Below are 17835 nucleotides of genomic sequence, written 5' to 3'. Positions count from 1 at the left end.
CGGCAGGGAACGAGATTGTTACTGGGTATGTCTAGACTTTGCAGTGACCTCCCAGGAGTAAAAACACCATGACTTCCAGCTATTACACCGGCGAAGAACGCAGCAAGCGGATCTTCGCCATCGTCGGCGCCTCGTCGGGCAACCTGGTCGAATGGTTCGACTTCTATGTCTATGCCTTCTGCGCGATCTACTTCGCCCCGGCCTTCTTCCCCTCCGACGACCCCACGGTGCAGTTGCTCAACACCGCCGGTGTGTTCGCCGCAGGCTTCCTGATGCGCCCCATCGGTGGCTGGATCTTCGGCCGCCTGGCCGACCGTCACGGGCGCAAGAATTCGCTGATGATCTCGGTGCTGATGATGTGCGGCGGCTCGCTGATCATCGCCTGCCTGCCCACCTACGCCAGCATCGGCGCCTGGGCACCGGCGCTGCTGCTCCTGGCACGGCTGATCCAGGGCCTGTCGGTGGGCGGCGAGTACGGCACCACCGCCACTTACATGAGCGAAGTGGCCTTGCGCGGCCAGCGCGGCTTCTTCGCCTCGTTTCAGTACGTCACCCTGATCGGCGGCCAATTGCTGGCGGTGCTGGTGGTGGTGATCCTGCAACAACTGCTCAGCGAGGATGAGCTGCGCGCTTATGGCTGGCGCATCCCGTTCGTGGTCGGCGCCATCGCCGCGCTGATCTCGCTGATGCTGCGTCGCTCGCTGAAGGAGACCAGCAGCGCCGAGACCCGCCAGGACAAGGACGCCGGCACCATCAGCGGGTTGTTTCGCAACCATGCCGCCGCCTTCATCACAGTGCTGGGATACACCGCCGGTGGCTCGCTGATCTTCTACACCTTCACCACCTACATGCAGAAGTACCTGGTCAACACCGCCGGCATGAACGCCAAGAGCGCCAGTTTCGTCATGACCGGCGCGCTGTTCGTGTTCATGATCCTGCAGCCGGTGTTCGGCATGCTCTCCGACCGCATTGGCCGACGCAATTCGATGCTGCTGTTCGGCGCCCTGGGGACGATCTTCACCGTGCCGTTGCTGATGGCGCTGAAGACCGTGAGCAGCCCGTTCATGGCCTTCGTGCTGGTGACCCTGGCGCTGTGCATCGTCAGCTTCTACACCTCCATCAGCGGCCTGGTGAAGGCCGAGATGTTCCCCCCGCAGGTCCGTGCGCTGGGGGTAGGGCTGGCCTATGCCGTGGCCAACGCGGTGTTCGGCGGTTCCGCCGAATACGTGGCACTGGGCTTGAAAACCTTAGGGATGGAGAACACCTTCTACTGGTACGTGACCGCGATGATGGCGGTGGCCTTCCTGTTCAGCCTGCGCCTGCCCAAGCAAGCGGCGTACCTGCACCATGATCACTAAGGACGTTGCATGAGCAACCAACTGTTCGATGCCTACTTCACCGCGCCGGCCATGCGCGAGATCTTCTCCGACCGTGGCCGGCTGCAGGGCATGCTCGATTTCGAGGCCGCCCTGGCCCGTGCCGAGGCGGGTGCCGGACTGGTGCCGCACACCGCGGTGAGCGCCATCGAGGCGGCCTGCAAGGCCGAGCGCTATGACGTGCGTGCCTTGGCCGATGCCATCGCCATTGCCGGCAACTCGGCGATTCCGCTGGTCAAGGCCCTGGGCAAGGTGGTCGCCAGCGGCGTGCCCGAGGCCGAGCGCTACGTGCACCTGGGCGCAACCAGTCAGGATGCGATGGACAGCGGCCTGGTGCTGCAACTGCGTGACGCCCTGGCGCTGATCGACCGCGACCTCGGCAAGCTGGCCGACACCCTGGCCCGCCAGGCGCTGCAGCATGCCGACACGCCGCTGGTGGGGCGCACCTGGCTGCAGCATGCGACGCCAGTGACACTGGGGATGAAGCTGGCCGGTGTACTTGGCGCCCTGACCCGTCATCGCCAGCGCCTCAAGGAACTGCGCCCGCGCCTGCTGGTGCTGCAGTTCGGCGGCGCCTCCGGCAGCCTGGCGGCGCTGGGCAGCAAGGCCTTGCCGGTGGCCGAGGCCCTGGCCGCTCAGTTGAAACTGTCCTTGCCCGAACAGCCGTGGCACACCCAGCGGGACCGCCTGGTGGAGTTCGCCTCGGTACTGGGCCTGGTCGCCGGCAGCCTGGGCAAGTTCGGCCGGGATGTCAGCCTGCTGATGCAGACCGAGGCGGGTGAGTTGTTCGAGCCCGGCGCGCCGGGCAAGGGCGGGTCCTCGACCATGCCGCACAAGCGCAACCCGGTGGGCGCGGCGGTGCTGATCGGTGCCGCCACCCGCGTGCCGGGGCTGGTCTCGACCCTGTTCACCGCGATGCCCCAGGAGCACGAGCGCAGCCTCGGCCTGTGGCATGCCGAATGGGAAACCCTGCCGGAAATCTGCTGCCTGGTCTCCGGCGCCCTGCGCCAGGCGCAGCTGATAGCCGAGGGCATGGAGGTGGACGCCGCCCGCATGCGTCGCAACCTGGACCTGACCCAGGGCCTGGTGCTGGCCGAGGCGGTCAGTATCGTGCTCGCCCAGCGCCTGGGGCGCGAGCGTGCCCATCACCTGCTGGAGCAATGCTGCCAGCGCGCCGTGGCCGAGGGGCGCCACCTGCGTGCCGTGCTGGGCGACGAACCGCAGGTCAGCGCCGAACTGTCCGCTGAGGAGCTCGACCGTCTGCTCGACCCTGCCCATTACCTCGGCCAGGCGCGTGTCTGGGTGGCACGCGCCGTGGCCGAACATCAACGATTCACTGCCTGAAAGGAGACCGCTGTGGCGCACCTGCAACTGGCCGATGGCGCATTGCATTACCAACTCGACGGTCCGGACGATGCGCCGGTGCTGGTCCTGTCCAACTCGCTGGGCACCGACCTGCACATGTGGGATGCGCAGATCCCGGCCTGGGCCGAACATTTCCGTGTGCTGCGCTACGACACCCGGGGGCATGGCGGTTCGCTGGTCACCGAGGGCCCCTACAGCATCGAGCAACTCGGTGGCGACGTGCTGGCCCTGCTCGACGCCCTGGATATCGAGAAGGCCCATTTCATCGGCCTGTCCATGGGTGGTCTGATCGGTCAGTGGCTGGGCATCAACGCGGGTAACCGCCTGCTCAGCCTGGCGCTGTGCAACACGGCGGCGAAGATCGCCAGTGACGAAGTGTGGAACACCCGCATCGACACCGTGCTCGCGGGGGGCCGGCAGGCCATGGCCGACTTGCGCGATGCCTCCATCGCCCGCTGGTTCACCCCGGCGTTCGCCGCCGCCGAACCGGAGCGTACCCTGCGCATCTGCCAGATGCTGGCGCAGACCTCGCCGGAGGGCTACGCGGCCAATTGCGCCGCGGTGCGCGATGCCGATTTCCGTGACCAGCTCAACCAGATCCAGGTGCCGACCCTGATTGTCGCCGGTAGCGCCGATGCGGTGACCACCCCCGAGCACGGTCGCTTCATGCAGGCCGGCATCCTCGGCGCCGAGTACGTGGAGTTTGCGGCGGCGCACCTGTCCAATGTCGAGATCGGCGCGCCGTTCAGCCGCCGTATGCTCGACTTCCTGTCGAGCCGCTGAGGAGTACACCGTGGACGAGAAACAACGCTACGAGGCGGGCATGCAGGTACGCCGTGCGGTGCTGGGCGACGCCCATGTCGACCGCAGCCTGGAGAAGCTCAACGACTTCAACGGCGAGTTCCAGGAGATGATCACCCGGCATGCCTGGGGCGATATCTGGACGCGCCCCGGCCTGGCGCGGCATACCCGCAGCCTGATCACCATCGCCATGCTGATCGGCATGAACCGCAACGACGAACTCAAGCTGCACCTGCGCGCCGCCGGCAACAATGGCGTGACGCGCGAAGAGATCAAGGAAGTGATCATGCAGAGCGCGATCTACTGCGGGATCCCGGCGGCCAACGCCACGTTCCACCTGGCCGAGTCGGTGTGGGATGAGCTGGGGGTGGAGTCGCGGCTGTAGGCTTGCGCGCTTCCCTGTAGGAGCGGCCTTGTGCCGCGAATGGGCTGCGTAGCAGCCCCATCGCGGGGGGCGCTGAAACTGCTGGGCCGCTTTGCGGCCCTTTCGCGGCACAAGGCCGCTCCTACAGGCCTCGAGGTGGGGTCAGATCGCCGCTTTCTTCTGGCGGATGGCCACCGGCCCGGCATTGGCCTCCACGGCCTTTTTCAGCTCAGGGCACAGCCCGGCCATGAACGCCAGCTCCGCCACCACGAACAGTGGCCCGATGATCAGTCCGCTCAGGTCATCGACGAACGCCGGCTTGCGTCCTTCATACCAGTGTCCGACGAACTGGATGATCCAGCCCACCACGAACGCACCCAGCCCGGCACTCAGCCACAGCCCGGTGCTCTGCACGGCCAGTGCCTGGCCGGCCCACAGGCACAGCCCCAGCAGCAGGCCCATCACCAGCCCGAAGCGCAGGTCCAGGCGCAGGTAGAACCACACCGACCAGCCCGCCAGCAACAGCGCCGGCGACAGCCAGACGCCGGCCAGGTCCCAGCCGGGGCGCGACAGCAGGATGGTCACCGCCAGCACGATCAACGGAATGCCGATGAAGTGGGTGGCGATGTTGCGTGGATCGCGGTGGTAGGCCGCGTATTGACTCAGGTGCTCGACGAGGTTTTTCATTGTTGTTCCTCCATCAGGGGTGAGCGCAGCTTGCCCCTGTTCAGTCACCGTCGTCTGTCGCCTGGCCGACAGAGTTCGTTTTGCGAGGCACCATGCACGATCCGCGTACCCAGCTGCTGCATGGTCAGTGGTTCCGGCAATTGCCCACTACCGTTCAGGATAGCCTGTTGGCCCTGGGCCGTGCGCGCGAGCTGGCGCCGGGGCAATGCCTGTTCCAGCGTGGCGATGCGCCCTGTGGCCTGTATGCGGTGCTGGAGGGGGCGATGCGGGTCGGCGCGGTCAGCAGCGAGGGCAAGGAGGCACTGTTGACGCTGGTCGAGTCGCCCCACTGGTTTGGCGAGATCAGCCTGTTCGACGGCCAGCCGCGTACCCACGACGCCTATGCCGAAGGGTCGACGCGCCTGCTGTGGATCCCCCAGGCGCCGCTGCTCGAGTGGTTGGCGCGCGAGCCTGTGCATTGGCGCGACCTGGCCTTGCTGATGAGCCACAAGTTGCGCTGGGTGTTCGTTGCCCTGGAGCAGCAGAGCCTGCTGGCCGCCGCGCCGCGGGTGGCCCAGCGCCTGCTGCAGATGGCCGAAGGCTATGGCGAGCGCGATGTCGCCCAGTGGCGGTTGCAGGTGTCCCAGGAACAGCTGGCGCTGATGTTGTCGCTGTCGCGCCAGACCATCAACCAGATCCTCAGGAGCTTCGAGCAGTCCGGCGTGGTGCGCCTGGGCTATGGCGAGGTGGAGATTGTCGATGCCCGGCGTCTGCGGGCGATGGGGCAGCATCCAGGCTGACCAGGGTGTCGATCATCGCCCGCGCCGCCGGTGACAGGCGATAGCCGCTGCGGCTGATCACCCCGCAGCGCACGCTGAGGACCTCCAGGCCCGGCGGCAGGTTGCGCCAGTGCAGGCGCACCAGATCGCCGGTGGCCAGGTCCTCGGCCACCGCCTCCTCGCTGGCCGTGCCGATGGCGTCGCTGGCCAGCACCACGCTGCGCAGCACCGCCAGGTGCTCGGTCTGCAGGTGGGGGGTGAAGTCGCTGCGTCCGCTGAGGTTGGCCAGGCGCTTGCGCACGCCCGGCGCCAGCAGCGCACTGGCCAGTGGGTAGGCGAACAGGTCGTTGGTCGACAGGCTGTCCTTGGCCAGCAATGGGTGACCCGGGCGGCAGAAGAACAGGCCGGGGCGCGGGGTCAGCGCTTCGGTGTGGAAGTTCGGATCGGCCTCGAAGGGGCGCACGTCATCGACGAAGAACTCGATTTGCTCTCGCCGCAGCGCCTGGCTCAGGCGTTCGGCGTTGTCCACCAGCAGCGCGGTGCGGATGCCTGGGTGGCGATCGATGAACTGTTGCAGGGCCTGGGGCACCAGGCGCACGGCCAGGGCCGGGCCACTGCCGAAATGCAGTTCGCCGGCATCGAGCTTGGTCATCTGCAGCACGTCGTTGTTCAACTGCGCCGCGCCTTGCACCAGGCGGCGGGCGTGTTGCAGTACCACCTGCCCCTCGGGGGTAGGGGGCAGTGACTTGTTGGCGCGATCGACCAGGGCGCAGCCGAAGGTCTGCTCGAGGTTCTGGATGGCGCGGCTGAAGGCAGGTTGGGTGATGCCCATGGCTTCGGCGGCGCGGACGAAACTGCGGTATTCGGTGAGGGCGATGAAATAGCGCAGTTGACGGAGGTCCATGCTCGGGCTCTGGTGCGGGGATCAGGGCTCGGTTTTAGCGGGTTGCCATATATAACGTCAAAGAATGTTATTTGATTTATATATTCCTTTAGATTCTTTAGTGTGGCCACCGGCCTCTTCGCGGGTAAACCCGCTCCCACAGGTATAACACTGGACTCCAAGGCTGTGCTGTCCCTGTGGGAGCGGGTTTACCCGCGAAGAGGCCAGACCTGCTAAAGCAGGTTCAGCGGATAACTGACGATCAACCGGTTCTCGTCGAACGCATTGCTGCTGAAGTCCCTGCGCATGGTCGAGTTTCGCCATTTCACCGACAGGTCCTTGAACGTCCCGGCCTGCACCACATAGGCCAGCTCGGTCTCGCGGGCCCACTCCTTGCCATCGTCCACCCCGCCGGTATGCACGTTGTCACCCTTGATGTAGCGGTTCATCAGGGTCAGCCCGGGGATGCCCACGGTGACGAAGTTGAAGTCATGGCGCACCTGCCAGGAGCGCTCCTTGGCATTATCGAAGCTGGCGTTGTAGCTGTCGTTGGCCAGGGTACCGCCGCTGGTGCCGTTGACCCGCATCCAGGCGTCGTCGCCGCTGACCTTCTGCAGGCCGACGTAGAAGGTGTGGCCCTGGTAGCGCGCCGAGAGCATGGCCGAGGCAGTGCGGTTGTCGAGATCGCCGGCGCGGGCGCTGCCGTCTTCCTTGCCGAGGAAGTAGCCCAGGTTGGCGCCCAGGGTCCAGTCGCCCAGGGGCTGGCTGTGCAGCAGGTTCAGGTACTGCTGGCGGTAGATGTCCTTGAGGCGGGCGTCCCACAGGCCGACCATCGTGCGCTTGTCGTTGAAACTGTATTCGCCACCGGCGAAGTTGAAGCGGTCGGAGGTGATGCCGGCGCGCCCCTGCATGAACATGTCTTCCATGCTCGCGTCGTTGCGTGGGCTGTTGCCACGGAACTGGCCGGCATACAGAGTCAGGCCGTCGAGCTCCTTGGAGGTGAACTGGCCGCCGCGGAAGGTCTGCGGCAACGAGCGGCCATCGTCCGAGCGCAGGATCGGCAGCACCGGCATCCACTCGCCGACCTTGAGCTCGGTCTGCGACAGGCGCGTTTTCAAGGCCACGCCCAGGCGGCCGAAATCATCGGCCGGGCGGCCATCGTCATGCACCGGCAGCAGGTGGGTGCCAGCCGTGCCCTTGCCGCCATCGAGCTTGACCGAGTACAGGCCCAGCACGTCCACACCGAAGCCAACGGTGCCCTGGGTGAAGCCGGAACGGGCGTCGAGGATGAAGCTCTGGGTCCATTCCTCGGCTTTGCCCTGGGGGTTGGCCGGGTCGACGAAGTTGCGGTTGATGTAGAAGTTGCGCAGGTTGAGGCTGGCCTTGGCGTCTTCCAGAAAACCGCTTTCGGCGGCGACGGCGGGCAAGGCGCAGGACAGGGCCAACAGGCCCGGCAGCAGCTGGCGTGCGGGTTGCAAAGTGCTCATCTGTCGTGGATCTCTTGTTTTTATTGGGCGAGCCGGTGCGCTGCGGGTGCGGGCCGCAGGGTCGGGCGTCTTTAGAGAGAGCTTGTGCAACGTTGCGTGGGCGATGGTGCGGGGGAGGGTGGGGGCGAGGCAATTCGCGGAACGCGGAATGGGGCGATTATCGAACGTAATGTTGGCCGACCGGCATCGCGGGGCAAGCCCGCTCCCACGTTGCGATACCTCAGGTTGAAGAGCAACGTGGGAGCGGGCTTGCCCCGCGATGAGGCCCGTGCGGGCAACAAAAAGCCCACCGCAAGGGTGGGCTTGATGCCGTTACCGCTCCAATCAGCCTTTCGGCGTCTGGATCGAGGCCTGCTGCTGGGTCTGTTCGTACCAGCCGCCACCGAGGGCCTTGTACAGGTTGACCTCGCTGACCAGCTGCGACAGGCGATCGCCGATCAGCGACTGCTGGGCGCTGAACAGGTTGCGCTGGGCGTCGAGGAAGGTCAGGTTGCTGTCGATGCCGATGCGGTAGCGACGCTCGGCCAGGCGGTAGTAGTCCTGGTTCGCCGCCACCAGGTCGCGTTGCGCCTGCAACTGCTCTTCGAACGTCTTGCGTGCGGCCAGGCCATCGGCGACTTCCTGGAAGGCGGTCTGGATGGTCTTCTCGTACTTGGCGACGTTGATGTCCTTCTGGATCTTCGAGTAGTCCAGGCTGGCCTTGAGGCTACCGGCATTGAAGATCGGCAGGTTGATCTGCGGCTGGAACAGCCAGGTGCCCGAGCCACCCTTGAACAGCCCGCCCATGTCCGGGCTCAGGGTACCGGCGTTGGCGGTCAGGCTGATGCTCGGGAAGAACGCGGCGCGGGCGGCGCCGATGTTGGCGTTGGCGGCCTTGAGCAGGTGCTCGGCTTCCTGGATGTCCGGACGACGTTGCAGGATGTCGGACGGCAGGCCGGCCGGCACTTCGGCCAGCTGGTCGGCATTGAGCTCCAGCGGCTTGGGCAGGGTGGCCGGCACGCCGGTGCCCACCAGCACGGTGAGGCTGTTCAGGTCCTGGGCGACCAGGCGCTGGTACTGCGACAGCTTGACCCGCGCGCCTTCGACGGCGGTGCGGGCCTGGCTCAGGTCCAGCGCCGAAGCCACGCCCACCTCATTGCTGCGGCGGGTCAGGTTGTAGCTCTCTTCGTACGTCTTGAGCGTTTCTTCGGTCAGCTTCAGCAGCGCCTGGTCGGCCTGCCAGGTGTAGTAGGCGTTGGCCACGCTGGCCACCAGGCTGATCTGCGTGGAGCGGCGCGCCTGCTCGCTGGACAGGTAGGTTTCCAGGGCCTGCTGGGTCAGGCTGCGCACACGGCCGAACAGGTCCAGCTCATAGGCGCTGACACCGAGGGTGGCCGAGTACTGGCTGCTGATGGTGGATTCGCCGGTCTGCGACATGTTGGCCGGCATCCGCTGGCGGCTGCCGCTGCCATTGGCCGTCACGGCCGGCAGCAGGTCGGCGCGCTGGATACGGTACTGGGCGCGGTAGGCGTCGATGTTCAACGCCGCGACGCGCAGGTCGCGGTTGTTTTCCAGCGAGGTCTGGATCAGCTGCTGCAGCGCCGGGTCGTGGAAGAACTGGCGCCAGCCTTGCTCGGCCGCGGCGACGTTGGCCGACTCGGTCGGCGAGTACGCAGGGCCTTGCGGCCACTGCGCCGCCACCGGCGCCTCAGGCGTCTGGTAGTCGGGGATCAGCGAGCAGCCGCCGAGGATGAAGGCGGTTACCGCCAGGGACAACAAAGACTTGGTCATTGCCCAGCCTCATAACGTGGAGTTTCAGGGGTGGCGTGTTCTTTCGGCTCTTTGCTGCCGAACAGCGACGACACTGCGACGAAGAATAGCGGTACCCAGAAGATCGCCAGCACGGTCGCACTGATCATGCCGCCGATCACACCGGTACCGATGGCGTGCTGGCTGCCGGCGCCGGCGCCGCTGGCGATGGTCAACGGTACCACGCCGAGGATGAACGCCAGGGAGGTCATGATGATCGGGCGCAGACGCATACGGCAGGCCTCGATGGCCGCGTCGTACAGGCTTTTGCCCTGTTCGTGCAGTTCCTTGGCGAATTCGACGATCAGGATGGCGTTCTTCGCCGCCAGGCCGATGGTGGTCAGCAGGCCGACCAGGAAGTACACGTCGTTGGACAACCCGCGCAGGCTGGTGGCGAGCAGTGCACCGATGATGCCCAGCGGCACGACCAGCACCACCGCGATCGGGATCGACCAGCTTTCGTACAACGCTGCCAGGCACAGGAACACGAACAGCACCGAGAGGGCGAACAGCGCCGGCATCTGCGAGCCGGAGAGTTTTTCCTCGTAGGACATGCCGGTCCAGGAGAAGCCGATGCCGGTTGGCAGTTCGCCGGCGATGCGCTCGACTTCGGCCATGGCCTCACCGGTACTGTAGCCCGGTGCCGGGGTACCGAGGATCTCGACCGCCTCAACGCCGTTGTAGCGCGACAGCTTCGGCGAGCCATAGCTCCATTCGCCCTTGGCGAAGGAGGAGAACGGCACCATCTCGCCCTTGCCGTTGCGCACGTACCACTTCTGCAGGTCTTCCGGGCTCATCCGCGAGTTTGGCTCGCCCTGGATGTAGACCTTCTTGACCCGGCCACGGTCGATGAAGTCGTTGACGTAGCTACCGCCCAGGGCGATCGACAGGGTGTTGTTGATGTCGGCGATGGTCACGCCCAGGGCACTGGCGCGTTCGTCGTCGATGGTCAGTTGGTACTGCGGCTCGTCGTTCAGCCCGTTCGGACGCACGGCGCTGAGGATCTTGCTCTGCGCGGCCTTGGCCAGGAACTGGTTGCGCGCTTCCATCAGTTTCGCGTGGCCGACGCCGGCGCGGTCCTGGAGGAACACGTCGAAGCCGGTGGCGTTACCCAGTTCGAGCACCGCCGGCGGGGCGAAGGCGAACACCATCGCGTCGCGGAAGCTGAAGAAGTGCATCTGCGCGCGCTGGGCGAGGGCGAACACGCTGTTCTCCTTCGAGCGCTCGTCCCACGGCTTGAGCATGATGAACGCCATGCCCGAGCTCTGGCCACGACCGGCGAAGTTGAAGCCGTTGACGGTGAACACCGATGCCACGGTATCGGCTTCCTTGTCGAGCAGATACTCGCGCATCTGGTCGACCACCACCTGGGTGCGCTCGGCACTGGAGCCGGCCGGGGTCTGCACCTGGGCGAACAGCACGCCCTGGTCTTCCTCGGGCAGGAACGCGGTGGGGATGCGCGCGAACAACCAGATCATGCCGACCACGATCAGGGCGTAGGCCAGCAGGAACGGGATCTTGTTGCGCAGGATGGTGCCGACGCTGCGTTCGTAGCCGACGACGCTGCGGTCGAAGTTGCGGTTGAACCAGCCGAAGAAGCCGCGCTTGGCCACATGGTGCTCGCCCTTCTTCAGCGGCTTGAGCATGGTGGCGCACAGGGCCGGGGTGAAGATCAGCGCCACCAGCACCGACAGGCCCATGGCCGAGACGATGGTGATGGAGAACTGGCGATAGATCACACCGGTGGAACCGCCGAAGAACGCCATTGGCAGCAGTACCGCCGACAGCACCAGGGCGATACCCACCAGGGCGCCCTGGATCTGCTCCATGGAGCGCTTGGTCGCCTCCTTGGGCGGCAACCCTTCCTCGGACATCACCCGCTCGACGTTCTCCACCACGACGATGGCATCGTCCACCAGCAGGCCGATGGCCAGGACCATGGCGAACATGGTCAGGGTGTTGATGCTGAAGCCGGCGGCGGCAAGGATGCCGAACGTACCCAGCAACACCACCGGCACGGTCATGGTGGTGATGATGGTGGCGCGGAAGTTCTGCAGGAACAGGTACATCACCAGGAACACCAGGACCACGGCCTCGATCAGGGTGTGGATCACCCCGCTGATCGATTCGGTGACCACCGGGGTGGTGTCATACGGGAACACGGCCTTCACGCCCGGCGGGAAGAACGGCTCCAGGTCGCTGATGGTGGTGCGCAGCGCCTTTGCGGTGTCCAGGGCGTTGGCGCCGGTGGCCAGCTTGACCGCCAGGCCCGAGGCCGGCATGCCGTTGTACTGGGCACTGATGGCGTAGTTCTCGCCGCCCAGGCCGACCGTGGCGACATCCCCCAGGCGGACCTGGGAACCGTCGTTGTTGACCTTGAGCAGGATCTTCTCGAACTGCTCGGCGGTCTGCAGGCGGGTCTTGCCGATGATGGTGGCGTTGAGCTGGGTACCCGGCAGTGCCGGCAGGCCGCCGAGCTGGCCGGACGAGACCTGGACGTTCTGCGCGGCCACGGCGGTGCGCACGTCGACCGGGGTCAGCTGGAACTTGTTCAGCTTGGCCGGATCCAGCCAGATGCGCATGGCGTACTGCGCACCGAACACCTGGAAGTCACCGACGCCCGCGGTCCGCGAGATCGGGTCCTGCATGTTGGAGACGATGTAGTTGGCCAGGTCGTCCTTGCTCATGCTGCCGTCTTCGGACACCAGGCCGATCACCAGCAGGAAGTTCTTCACTGCCTTGGTGACGCGGATACCTTGCTGCTGCACTTCCTGCGGCAACAGCGGGGTGGCCAGGTTCAGCTTGTTCTGGACCTGGACCTGCGCGGTGTCGGAGTTGGTGCCCTGCTCGAAGGTGGCGGTGATGGTCATGCTGCCGTCGGAGTTACTTTCCGACGACACATAACGCAGGTTGTCGATACCGTTGAGCTGCTGCTCGATCACCTGCACCACGGTGTCCTGCACCGTCTGCGCCGAGGCGCCCGGGTAGGTCACGGAGATGGCGATGGCCGGCGGGGCGATGCTCGGATACTGGTTGATCGGCAGCTTCAGGATCGACAGGGCGCCGACCAGCATGATCACCAGGGCGATCACCCAGGCGAAGATCGGGCGATCGATAAAGAACTTCGACATGGTTTACTCCGCTTTGGCGTCGGCTTTGGCCGTGTTGGCCTGAGCAGGGCCGGCCGGCTTCTTGACGTTGGTGGCTTCGCTGACCTTGACCTCGACGCCCGGTCGCACGAATTGCAGCCCTTCGGTGATCAGACGGTCGCCCGGGTTCAGGCCTTCCTCGATCAGCCAGTCGCTACCCAGGGTGCGGCTGGCCTTGAGCTGGCGCAGTTCGACCTTGTTCTCCTGGTTGACCACCAGCGCGGTCGGCGCGCCCTTGAGGTCGCGGGTCACGCCCTGTTGCGGGGCCAGGATGGCGTTGGCGTTGACCCCGGCCTTGAGCCGCGCATGGACGAACATGCCGGGCAGCAGGGTGTGGTCGGGGTTGGGGAAGATCGCGCGCAGGGTGACGGAACCGGTGGTCTCGTCGACCGCGACTTCGGAGAACTCCAGGCGACCCTGCTGCTTGAACAGGCTGCCGTCTTCCAGCACCAGCTGCACCTGGGCGGCGTTGTCGCCGGCCTTCTGCAGTTGGCCGCCTTCCAGGTCACGGCGCAGCTTGAGCAGCTCGGCGGTGGACTGGGTGACGTCGACGTAGATCGGGTCGAGCTGCTGGATGGTGGCCATGGCGTTGGTCTGGCCGTTGTTCACCAGGGCGCCTTCGGTGACCGAGGAGCGACCGATGCGGCCACTGATCGGCGCCAGCACCTTGGTGTAGCGCAGGTCGATCTGGGCGCTCTTGAGCGAGGCCTCGGCCTGCAATCGTTTGGCGTTGGCGTCGTCGTATTCCTGCTTGGAGACGGCCTGCTCGTCGATCAGTTGCTTGTAGCGTTCGGCCAGCGAGCGGGTAGCCTGCAGGTTGGCCTGGGCGTTGGCCAGGGTCGCCTCGTAGACGGCCGGGTCGATCTGGTAGAGCTGCTGCCCTTCCTTGACGTCGGTGCCTTCCTTGAACAGGCGCTTGAGAATGATGCCGTTCACCTGCGGACGAACCTCGGCCACACGGTAGGCGCTGGTGCGCCCCGGCAGTTCCGAGGTCAGGGTGAAGGCTTGCGGTTGCACGGTCACGACGCCGACCTGAGGAGCCTGGGGCGCTGGCGCGGCTTCCTCTTTCTTACAGCCACTGAGCAGGGTTGCCAGGGCCACGGCGGAAACCAGGGCGGTTACGGCTGGCTTGAATTGCATGAGGATCCTCGGGTCGCAGGAGCAAGGGAGCTCAAGAATATAGTGGAAGTGTCTTATGAGAAAAACGCTATCCGGTGGATAAATAGCTTGCTAAGGAATATACTTACATTCATGGTTGTTTGTAAATACCGTCGGTGAGTCGCCGCGGATCGTCCACATGCACCCGGGAGCGGCCCATGTAGCGCCTGCCCCGGCCTGATTCCCGCCCGCCGGATGCGCAGGCGGGGCCTGATGAGGTTGTACTGCCATGGTCCGTCGAACCAAAGAAGAAGCCCAGGAAACCCGTGCCCAGATCATCGAGGCGGCGGAAAAGGCCTTCTACAAGCGCGGGGTCGCGCGCACCACCCTGGCCGACATCGCCGAGCTCGCGGGGGTGACCCGCGGGGCAATCTACTGGCATTTCAGCAACAAGGCGGAGCTGGTGCAGGCGCTGCTCGACAGCCTGCACGAGACCCATGACCACCTGGCCCGGGCCAGTGAAAGCGAGGACGAACTCGACCCGCTCGGCTGCATGCGCAAGCTGTTGCTGCAAGTGTTCAACGAGCTGGTGCTCGATGCCCGTACCCGGCGTATCAATGAAATCCTGCATCACAAGTGCGAGTTCACCGACGACATGTGTGAGATTCGCCAGCAACGCCAGGGCGCGGTGCTGGACTGCCATCAGAGCATCGCCTTGGCCCTGGGCAATGCCGTACGTCGTGGCCAGTTGCCCGGGGAGCTCGATATCGATCGGGCTGCCGTGGCCATGTTTGCCTATGTGGATGGCCTGATCGGCCGCTGGCTGCTGCTGCCGGACAGCTTCGATCTGTTGGCCGATGTCGAAAAATGGGTCGATACCGGGCTGGATATGCTGCGCTTGAGCCCGGGCTTGCGCAAATGACACTTTGTTAAGGATTGTGAGGAAGTGTTACTCCCATCCTATTAACGCAGAATTAATAACGTGGGAGCGGCGGTGCGCCGATGCGACTTGCCCCGCGATGAGCCCTCTCAGGCCATGATGTCGCCAGGGCGGACCTATCGCGGGGCAAGCCCACAATCCTCAGCGCCCACGCAACTGCGGGTCCGGCAGTGCCAGCGCCGCCAGCAGTCCGATCAGCGAAGCCCCGGCACTGACCAGCAACAGGTCGCGGAAGGTTTCCAGCAAGCGCAGCTGGGTCTGCGGATCCGCCTCGCCCGCCTTGAGGCTGCCCAGCAATGGGTTGCCCAGCATCTCCAAGCCGCCCTGATGCAGCAGCGCCAGCAGCAGGCTGGACATGCACGCCACGCCCATCGCCCCGCCGAGCGAGCGGAACAGGTTGGTGGTGCTGGTCGCCACGCCGATGTCCCGGCTGTCCACCGCGCTTTGCGTGCCCACCAGCGAGGTGGGGAACTGCAGGCCGCAGGCGATCCCGGTCAGTAGCATGAACAGTGCGCTGAGCAACCCCGATTGCGGCGGCGTCAGCGCCATGGCGGCGATGGCCAGCGGCATCAGCAGCGCACCGGTGAGGATCTGCGGCTTGAAGCGGCCGGTGCGGCTGGTCATGCGCCCGCCGGTGAAGGCACCGATGGGCAGACCCATGGCCAGCGGCAGCAGGTGCAGTGCCGCGCTGTCAGCGCCGGCCCCGGTGATGCCCTGGTAGCGCAGGGGCATGAGCATGGTCAGCGAGATCGATTGGAAACTGGCGAAGGAAATCACGCACCAGCACAGCACCGCGACCCGGTTGCCGAACAGGCCCAGCGGCAGCAGCGGCTCACGGCAACGGCGCTCGTGGGCGATGAATGCCAGCAGCCCGAGCAGCGCGCAGCCCAGCAGCGCCAGCACCTGCGGCGACAGCCAGGCATGCCCCTGGCCGACCAGGGTGATGCCCAGCAGCAGGCTGCCCAGGCCGAGGATCATCAACACCGCGCCCAGGTAGTCCACCCGGGCCTCGCGGCGCTTGACCGACAAACCGTCCAACGCCCGGTGGATCACCCAGAGCGCCACCAGCCCCAGCGGCAGGTTGATCCAGAACACCCAGCGCCAGGAAAGATACTCGGTCAGCCAGCCGCCGAGCACCGGCCCGGCGACACTGGCCAGGGCATACATGCTGCTGAAATAACCCTGGTAGCGGCCGCGCTCGCGGGGCGGCACGTAGTCGCCGATGATCGCCTGGCTCACCGACACCATGCCGCCAGCGCCGATGCCCTGGAGCACCCGCGCCAGCACCAGCTGCGGCATGTCCTGGGCCAGGCCGCAGGCCACCGAGGCCAGGGTGAACAGGGCAGTGCCGGTGAGGATCATGCGCCGCCGGCCATACAGGTCGCCGAGCTTGCCGTAGATCGGCACGGCGATGGTCATGGCCACCATGTAGCCGGAGATGACCCAGGCCAGCAGCCCGACATCATTGAATTGCGCGGAAATCGCCGGCATGGACACGGCGACGATGGTCTGGTCGAGGGCGCCGAGGAAGATCGCCAGCATCAGGGCGGTCAGGACGCTGCGCAGGACGGTGGGGGGCAGGGCGGCGGTCACGTTCGGTTCCTTTTTCTTGTAGGAGCGGGCTTGTCCCGCGAACACCGGCCAAGCCGGTGCCATGCAGTGCGGTGTGGCCATCGCGGGGCAATCCCACTGCCACCAGCGAGACAATTGTACCCTGAGTTACATAGCTACCTATGTACTCCGTGCATCCCCTATGCAAGATCGGCATTGGCGCATTCATCCAGTGCTGCATGGCCGCGTGATATCGTGGCTAGGCCGCAGAGGCTGAAATCCGGGGCCTGCACCAGCATGGTGCAGCCATTTGCCGCAGGATTTCGCGTCGCTGTATGTCCACACCTTCTATTCCTCTGCCTGCATGTCGAGCATGACCGCCCAGATGGCGACGGTTGGAACAGTCAGGTAGACCCGATTCAGGGGTCGGTTGTCAGCCGTTCACAAATTTCATTACAAGCGGAGTGATCATGCCCAAGGCTTCCCACCACGATCTGCGTTTTGCCTTCCGCGAACTGCTTGCTTCAGGTTCGTGCTATCACACCGCTTCGGTCTTCGACCCGATGTCCGCCCGTATCGCCGCGGACCTGGGCTTCGAAGTCGGCATCCTCGGCGGCTCGGTCGCCTCGTTGCAGGTCCTGGCCGCGCCGGACTTCGCCCTGATCACCCTCAGCGAGTTCGTCGAGCAGGCCACCCGCATCGGTCGCGTCGCCCAGTTGCCGGTACTGGCCGATGCCGACCATGGCTATGGCAATGCGCTCAACGTGATGCGCACGGTCATCGAACTGGAGCGCGCCGGCGTGGCCGCGCTGACCATCGAGGATACCTTGCTGCCGGCCCAGTTCGGTCGCAAGTCCACCGACCTGATCTCGGTGGAGGAGGGCGTGGGCAAGATTCGTGCGGCGCTGGAGGCGCGTGTCGATTCGGCGCTGGCGATCATCGCCCGGACCAATGCCGGCGTGCTCACCACCGAGGAAATCATCGTCCGCACCCAGAGCTACCAGAAGGCCGGCGCCGATGGCATCTGCATGGTGGGGGTGAAGGACTTCGAGCAGTTGGAGCAGATCGCCGAGCACCTGAGCGTGCCGCTGATGCTGGTCACCTACGCCAACCCGAACCTGCGTGACGACGAGCGCCTGGCGCGCCTGGGCGTGCGCATCGTGGTCGATGGCCATGCCGCCTACTTCGCCGCGATCAAGGCCACCTACGACTGCCTGCGCCAGCAGCGCGGCCAGCAGCACAAATCGGACAACCTCGGCGCCACCGAGCTTTCGCACACCTACACCCAGCCCGAGGACTACATCCGCTGGGCGAAAGAGTACATGAGCGTCGAGGAGTGATCCTCTCTACCTGACGGCGCTCAGCGTGGCGCTATGAGGGACGCAGTGCTCGTGGACGCAGCTGGCGGCCGCGTTGGGCTGGCTGCGCAGCAGCTCGACCCGCCAGCAGGCCGAGCCGTAGAGCCCGGCCACCGCGACCAGGGCAAAGACGAGGGCGCAACGCCTGGATTTGATGCTCATGGTGCGGACCTCCTGTTGGTGCAACAGGTGATACCTTCAAGCATAGGCCTTGTGCGCGGATCTGCATG

General features: G+C 65.5%; 15 protein-coding genes. 7 read left to right on the top strand and 8 right to left on the bottom strand.

Annotated features, from left to right (window positions below; all coding sequences use genetic code 11):
* Positions 1-68: 68 nt before the first annotated feature.
* From POF53_RS20885 to pcaC, 4 genes are read left to right on the top strand one after another with little or no spacing between them, the layout of a single operon-like run.
* On the top strand, positions 69-1358 hold the full coding sequence (locus POF53_RS20885; protein ID WP_203647854.1) for an MFS family transporter: 1290 nt from the start codon (positions 69-71) through the stop codon (positions 1356-1358).
* A 9-nt stretch (positions 1359-1367) separates the two neighbouring features.
* A complete protein-coding gene (locus tag POF53_RS20880; protein WP_232854640.1) occupies positions 1368-2720 on the top strand; it encodes a 3-carboxy-cis,cis-muconate cycloisomerase in 1353 nt (450 codons plus the stop codon).
* A gap of 12 nt (positions 2721-2732) precedes the next feature.
* The gene (pcaD, locus tag POF53_RS20875; RefSeq protein ID WP_232854639.1) at positions 2733-3524 is read left to right on the top strand and encodes a 3-oxoadipate enol-lactonase; all 792 of its coding nucleotides are present in this window, start codon (positions 2733-2735) and stop codon (positions 3522-3524) included.
* 10 nt (positions 3525-3534) lie between these two features.
* A complete protein-coding gene (gene pcaC / locus POF53_RS20870) occupies positions 3535-3927 on the top strand; it encodes a 4-carboxymuconolactone decarboxylase (RefSeq protein ID WP_203647852.1) in 393 nt (130 codons plus the stop codon).
* Between the two features lie 141 nt (positions 3928-4068).
* Here the strand turns inward: pcaC and POF53_RS20865 are convergent, their stop codons facing one another.
* Positions 4069-4593 (bottom strand): Mpo1 family 2-hydroxy fatty acid dioxygenase, encoded by a 525-nt coding sequence (locus POF53_RS20865; RefSeq protein WP_203647851.1) that lies wholly within the window; start codon positions 4591-4593, stop codon positions 4069-4071.
* Positions 4594-4685: 92 nt separating this feature from the next.
* On the opposite strand from POF53_RS20865, the gene POF53_RS20860 reads away from it, so the two are divergent.
* Positions 4686-5372, top strand: a complete 687-nt coding sequence (locus POF53_RS20860) for a Crp/Fnr family transcriptional regulator (protein ID WP_498969241.1) — start codon at positions 4686-4688, stop codon at positions 5370-5372.
* Here POF53_RS20860 and POF53_RS20855 read toward each other — a convergent pair.
* The 5 genes from POF53_RS20855 to ttgA form a co-directional block, all read right to left on the bottom strand.
* Positions 5272-6255: a LysR family transcriptional regulator gene (locus POF53_RS20855; RefSeq protein WP_232854637.1), complete on the bottom strand. Its 984-nt coding sequence runs from the start codon at positions 6253-6255 to the stop codon at positions 5272-5274. The two genes, POF53_RS20860 and POF53_RS20855, sit on opposite strands and share 101 nt — an antisense overlap.
* Positions 6256-6467: 212 nt before the next feature.
* Positions 6468-7721: an OprD family porin gene (locus POF53_RS20850; RefSeq protein ID WP_498969238.1), complete on the bottom strand. Its 1254-nt coding sequence runs from the start codon at positions 7719-7721 to the stop codon at positions 6468-6470.
* Positions 7722-8045: 324 nt separating this feature from the next.
* Positions 8046-9491: an AdeC/AdeK/OprM family multidrug efflux complex outer membrane factor gene (locus POF53_RS20845; RefSeq protein WP_232854635.1), complete on the bottom strand. Its 1446-nt coding sequence runs from the start codon at positions 9489-9491 to the stop codon at positions 8046-8048.
* Positions 9488-12640, bottom strand: coding sequence for an efflux RND transporter permease subunit (gene ttgB, locus POF53_RS20840; RefSeq protein ID WP_203647847.1), 3153 nt, complete (start codon positions 12638-12640; stop codon positions 9488-9490). The genes POF53_RS20845 and ttgB overlap by 4 nt, the downstream gene beginning before the upstream one ends.
* 3 nt (positions 12641-12643) lie before the next feature.
* A complete protein-coding gene (gene ttgA / locus POF53_RS20835) occupies positions 12644-13798 on the bottom strand; it encodes a toluene efflux RND transporter periplasmic adaptor subunit TtgA (RefSeq protein ID WP_011535416.1) in 1155 nt (384 codons plus the stop codon).
* Between the two features lie 247 nt (positions 13799-14045).
* Here ttgA and ttgR point away from each other — a divergent pair, with 247 nt between their 5' ends.
* Entirely contained in the window at positions 14046-14678 is a 633-nt protein-coding gene (ttgR, locus tag POF53_RS20830) for an efflux transport transcriptional regulator TtgR (protein ID WP_028690203.1), read from the top strand.
* A 159-nt stretch (positions 14679-14837) separates the two neighbouring features.
* Here the strand turns inward: ttgR and POF53_RS20825 are convergent, their stop codons facing one another.
* On the bottom strand, positions 14838-16289 hold the full coding sequence (locus POF53_RS20825; protein ID WP_254464227.1) for an MDR family MFS transporter: 1452 nt from the start codon (positions 16287-16289) through the stop codon (positions 14838-14840).
* Between the two features lie 428 nt (positions 16290-16717).
* Here POF53_RS20825 and POF53_RS20820 point away from each other — a divergent pair, with 428 nt between their 5' ends.
* A complete protein-coding gene (locus tag POF53_RS20820) occupies positions 16718-17587 on the top strand; it encodes an isocitrate lyase/PEP mutase family protein (protein ID WP_197866695.1) in 870 nt (289 codons plus the stop codon).
* A 6-nt stretch (positions 17588-17593) separates the two neighbouring features.
* Here POF53_RS20820 and POF53_RS20815 read toward each other — a convergent pair whose 3' ends face one another.
* The gene (locus POF53_RS20815) at positions 17594-17767 is read right to left on the bottom strand and encodes a hypothetical protein (protein ID WP_177330819.1); all 174 of its coding nucleotides are present in this window, start codon (positions 17765-17767) and stop codon (positions 17594-17596) included.
* Positions 17768-17835: the final 68 nt, after the last annotated feature.

It is taken from the genome of Mitsuaria sp. RG, from assembly GCF_028369275.1.
GTDB classification, from domain to species: Bacteria; Pseudomonadota; Gammaproteobacteria; order Pseudomonadales; family Pseudomonadaceae; genus Aquipseudomonas; species Aquipseudomonas peradeniyensis.
The sequence above is the reverse complement of the archived record's forward strand: the minus strand, read 5'-3'. Positions and strand labels throughout refer to the sequence as shown.